General features: G+C 59.3%; 5 protein-coding genes. 4 read left to right on the forward strand and 1 reads right to left on the reverse strand.

What is annotated here, in order from left to right:
• Positions 1-329: RNA repair transcriptional activator RtcR family protein (locus ACZM96_RS07735; RefSeq protein WP_489488358.1), on the reverse strand; the 329-nt coding region annotated here is incomplete at its 3' end.
• Positions 330-665: 336 nt separating this feature from the next.
• Here ACZM96_RS07735 and ACZM96_RS07740 point away from each other — a divergent pair.
• The 4 genes from ACZM96_RS07740 to ACZM96_RS07755 form a co-directional block, all read left to right on the forward strand.
• Positions 666-2,327, forward strand: a complete 1,662-nt coding sequence (locus tag ACZM96_RS07740) for an FAD-binding protein (RefSeq protein WP_489488359.1) — start codon at positions 666-668, stop codon at positions 2,325-2,327.
• A 117-nt stretch (positions 2,328-2,444) separates the two neighbouring features.
• Positions 2,445-2,657: a 4Fe-4S binding protein gene (locus ACZM96_RS07745; RefSeq protein WP_294488241.1), complete on the forward strand. Its 213-nt coding sequence runs from the start codon at positions 2,445-2,447 to the stop codon at positions 2,655-2,657.
• Positions 2,658-2,670: 13 nt separating this feature from the next.
• Positions 2,671-3,747 (forward strand): TRAP transporter substrate-binding protein, encoded by a 1,077-nt coding sequence (locus tag ACZM96_RS07750; protein ID WP_489488360.1) that lies wholly within the window; start codon positions 2,671-2,673, stop codon positions 3,745-3,747.
• Positions 3,748-3,951: 204 nt separating this feature from the next.
• Positions 3,952-4,273, forward strand: a 322-nt coding sequence (locus tag ACZM96_RS07755; RefSeq protein WP_489488361.1) for a TRAP transporter small permease subunit, incomplete at its 3' end; no start/stop codon positions are given.

Here is a 4,273-nt window from a genome sequence, read left to right on the forward strand (position 1 = left end):
TAGTCCTCCTCCTGCTCGTTGAAGGAAAAGGAACTGAAGAACTGATCGAAGAAAAGATAGTTCTCCGCAAAGGACTGCGGCGAAAAATTGCTCCTGGTGTCGATGACCACGGGCACCACTTCGGTGTGCGGGGCGAGCTCCTCCAGATCGTTCTGCAGGGCGTTCAGCCTGTCCTTGAGCGACGGCGGAATGAAATAGTAGAGCCTGTGAATGAAAAATTTGCGCACCTGCACAAGTTCCACGAGCGGTCGCCAGAGCTTCCAGCGGGAATCGGCGTCCGCAATGTCGTGATCGATGGAAATGGTGCTGAACACCACGTTTTTTTTCATGCCGCCTCCTGGCGCGCGTTTCCGTTGTCCGGGCAAGGCTTCCGATGCGGAAGACGCCTTCCGTTATAGCACAGGACGAGTCCGGGGAAAAATGAGCTTGCCTAAAACATCACAAATGAAACACCCCTTCATTAAATCTCTTTTTCACGAACAGCATTTTTTCTCAAAAAATCATCTTTTCCTCTGATAATCAAACATTTTTCTGAAATTCTCCTGAAATTCATCGAGCATCTTGCACAACATGGCGTTTTTCCAGCATATTATTTTTCGCAGATCTGGCATGATTCTTGCTCTTTTTTTGTCATGCAATCACGCATCTGTCACCAAGGAGCATATATGAAATCCGTCAAACACGATTGGGGTACTCTTTACGAGACCGATGTGCTTATTCTCGGCACCGGCGCTTCCGGCATAGGCGCGGCCCTGAACTCGGCCGGCAAGGGCCTCGACGTTCTCATGGTCGGCAAGGGCACGCTCGAAAGTTCCGGCTCCCTCGGCGGCGGCAACGACCACTTCATGGCCGTGCTCGACACCGACGAGCCCTACGACAACAAGGAAAGCTTTGTCGCCTTCTACATGAAGTCCGCCTACGGCTACCGCGAAAAACAGATCGAACAGTGGCACGACGCCCTCAAGCCCTGCGTCAAGATTCTCGAAGAGTGCGGCGTGGAATTCCTTCGTCGCGACGACGGCTTCTATTTCCGCTCCGTGGGCTTCGGTCAGCCCGGCGCGTGGTGGCTGCACATTCCCAACGGCAGAAAGATCAAGCGCGGCCTCGCCAAGCGCGTGCGCTCCCTCGGCGTCACCGTGCTCGACAACTTCCAGATCACCAAGCTGTTCAAGAAAAACGGCAAAATCGCCGGCTGCATGGGCTTCAACGTGCTCACCGGTGAAGTTTCCGCCATCCGCTGCCGCGCCGCCGTCAACAGCCTCGGCTGGCACGCCCAGCGCTGCACCAACAACTCTTCCCACAACCCCTACAACTGCTGGTTCACCCCCTTCACCACCGGCAGCTACTTCACCCTCGCCTACGACATCGGCGCGCCCATCGTCAACGCCGACATCTCCTGCCGCGGCACCATTCTCCCCAAGGGCTGGGGCGCGCCCGGCATGAACGGCATCAACAACATGGGCGGCCACGAACTCAACGCCCTCGGCGAACGCTTCATGTTCAAGTACGATCCCATGGGCGAAAACGGCATCCGCCGCAATCAGATGATAGGCACCAATCAGCAGCAGGTCGAAGGCTACGGCCCGCCCTTCTACATGGACATGCGTCACCTCAACGAACACGACGTGCATCATCTGCAGTACGTGCTCATGCCCGCCGACAAGGCCACCTATCTCGATTACTGCAAGGCCCGCGGCATTGAATTCAGCAAGTATCCGCTGGAAGTCGAAGTGGGCGAACTCAGCCTCTCCGGCATGCTGCTTGCCGACGACAATCTGGAAACCCCGGTGCGCGGCCTCTACGCCGGCTGCAACTTCACGAGCTTCTCCGGCGCCATGTGCGGCGGCTTCGTGGCCGGCGGTCACGCCGCCGAAAACGCTCCCTCTCTCGAAATGGCAGGCCCCTCCGACGAGGAAATCCTTGCCGAACGCGACCGCATTCTCGCGCCCCTCAACAACACCTCCGGCACCATGACCCACAGCGACTTTGAAGATCCCATCCGCCAGGTCATGGACTACTACGCCAAGTTCCGCCGCAACATGCCCGGCATGGCCGTGGCCCTCGATCGCCTCAACTTCATCAACGGCTACAGAGACCGCGTGCGCGCCAACAACCTGCACGATCTCATGCGCATTCACGAAGCCTTTGAAATTCTCGAACTGTGCCGCATCCACCTCGACGCCTGCCTCCAGCGCAAGGAAAGCGGCCGAGGCATGTACGTGCTCACCGACTATCCCGAAAAGGATCCCGCCCTCGCCAAGGGGCTCGTGGTCGTCAAGGGAGACGAAGGCCCCGTCTTTTCCTGGCTTGAACCCGCCGGCAAATAATTCCTCTGCGCCCGGCTCCCCCTTCGCGCCGGAGCCGGGCCCGGACGCGCCGCTTATGCGCTTCCGCCTTTCCCGGGTTCCTTTTCCCCGCCAAACGTCAACATCAGGAGATCACTCATGCCTCCCGTATTCCATGAAGAGAAATGCATCCGCTGCGGCATGTGCGTCAGAGACTGCCCCGCCTATATCCTGGCCCTCGACAAGGAACACGACAAAACTCCCCACGTCATCGAAGAATACAAACACGAATGCTGGCACTGCGGCAACTGCCGCATAAGCTGCCCAAAGGACGCCATCAGTTTCGAGTTCCCGCTCTACACCCTTGTCTGACCGGAGGAAACGCATGAACAGGCTCTCATCCCTTCTGCTCGGCGCCGCCATGATCCTGACCGCCGCCATTCCCGCGAAGGCCGCGGACTATGTGCTTTCCCTCAACCTCGCCATTCCGCCGGTTCACAACCGCTGGACCATGGCCATCAAGCCCTGGGCCGACGAAATCACCAAACGCAGTGAAGGCCGCATCGTCATCGAACCCTACTTCGCCCAGGCCCTCAGCAAGCAGGCCGAAGTGGTGGAATCCGTGCGCACCGGCGTGGCCGATCTCGGCGAAGCCACGTTCACCGTGGGCGGCCTCGGCCGCTACCCCTTCCATGAACAGATCCTCAACCTCGTGCGCCCCAGCCTCTGCACCGTGGACGCCGCCAACCTCGTGCGCTCCCTGCACGAAGCCTTCCCCAAGGAAGCCATGGAAGACGTGAAGGGCACGCATCTGCTCTTCGTGGAAGGACACACCATGGGCATGCTCATCGGCACCCGCGACAAGCCCGTCAAGAGCCTTGAAGACCTCAAGGGCATGAAGATAGGCGTGTCGGGCGGCGGCATCCGTCTGGAACGCGCCCGCGCCCTCGGCGCCACCGTGGTGGGCGTTTCCCTGCCCGACATGTACATGTCCCTGGAAAAGGGCGTCATCGACGGCGCCGTGGTGGACTGCGAAGTGCTCGTTTCCCGCAAGCTCGGCGACATCATCAAGAACCTCACCCTCGTGAACCTCGGCGGCTCCGTGTTCTACTGCGTCATGAATCAGGACACCTACGACAGCATGCCCGCCGATCTGCAGAAGATCATCGACGACGTGTCGCGCGAATACGCGCCCAAGCTCTTCAGCGACTTCTGGAACGACATGCAGTACAACAGCCTTGCACGCTGGCAGAAGGAACAGGGCGGCAAGCTCCACATGCTCTCCGACGCCGACTACGCCAAGGCCGACGCCCTCGCCGAACCCACCTACGCCGAATGGATCCAGTTCACCAAGGACAAGGGTCTGCCCGCCGAAGCCATTCTTGCCAAGTTCCGCGAACTCGAAAAGCGCGACATGACCCCCTGGGCCCAGTCCCGCGCCGCCCAGTACGTGGAAAAGTAACCCTTTCACCTCAGCCGGGGGAATTCTTCCCCCGGCCTTTTCCCTCTTTCCGGGCCGAAACATCCCGGCTCGTTCTCCAACAATACTCCCGCGTACTGCGGAAAAACGCGGTTTTTCCTTGTACCCGGATGCGGCCCCGCCGTATCCTCCAGAGCGTCATGCCGAAACACACTACGCTCATTGCATAACGTCCAGGAGTCTGTCATGGCATCATCAGCAACCAACCTCTCCCCCCGGCCCGCCGGTCTGGCGCCTCTGCGCGCATGCGTCGACATTCTGAAGCATCTGGAAACCGTGTGCCAGAAAGCCAGCGCCCTCGGCATGTTCTTCTTCCTGCTCATGGTGCTCATCACCACGCTGGACGTTCTGCTCCGCTATTTCCTTTCCAGGCCCCTCAGCGGCACCATGGAACTCACCGAGTTCTTCATGGTCATCGTGTTCTTCACTTCCGTGGCCTACGCTCAGTGGACCGGCGGTCACATCGTCATGGACGTGGTCACCGCCAAGCTCAGCGAAAAAACGCAGA

The organism is Mailhella sp., from assembly GCF_057866825.1.

Bases quoted from the DNA above. Each gene is read 5' to 3' on its own strand.
- ACZM96_RS07740 (WP_489488359.1), top strand. From the start codon at position 666: ATGAAATCCGTCAAACACGATTGGGGTACTCTTTACGAGACCGATGTG.
- ACZM96_RS07750 (WP_489488360.1), top strand. From the start codon at position 2,671: ATGAACAGGCTCTCATCCCTTCTGCTCGGCGCCGCCATGATCCTGACC.
- ACZM96_RS07745 (WP_294488241.1), top strand. From the start codon at position 2,445: ATGCCTCCCGTATTCCATGAAGAGAAATGCATCCGCTGCGGCATGTGC.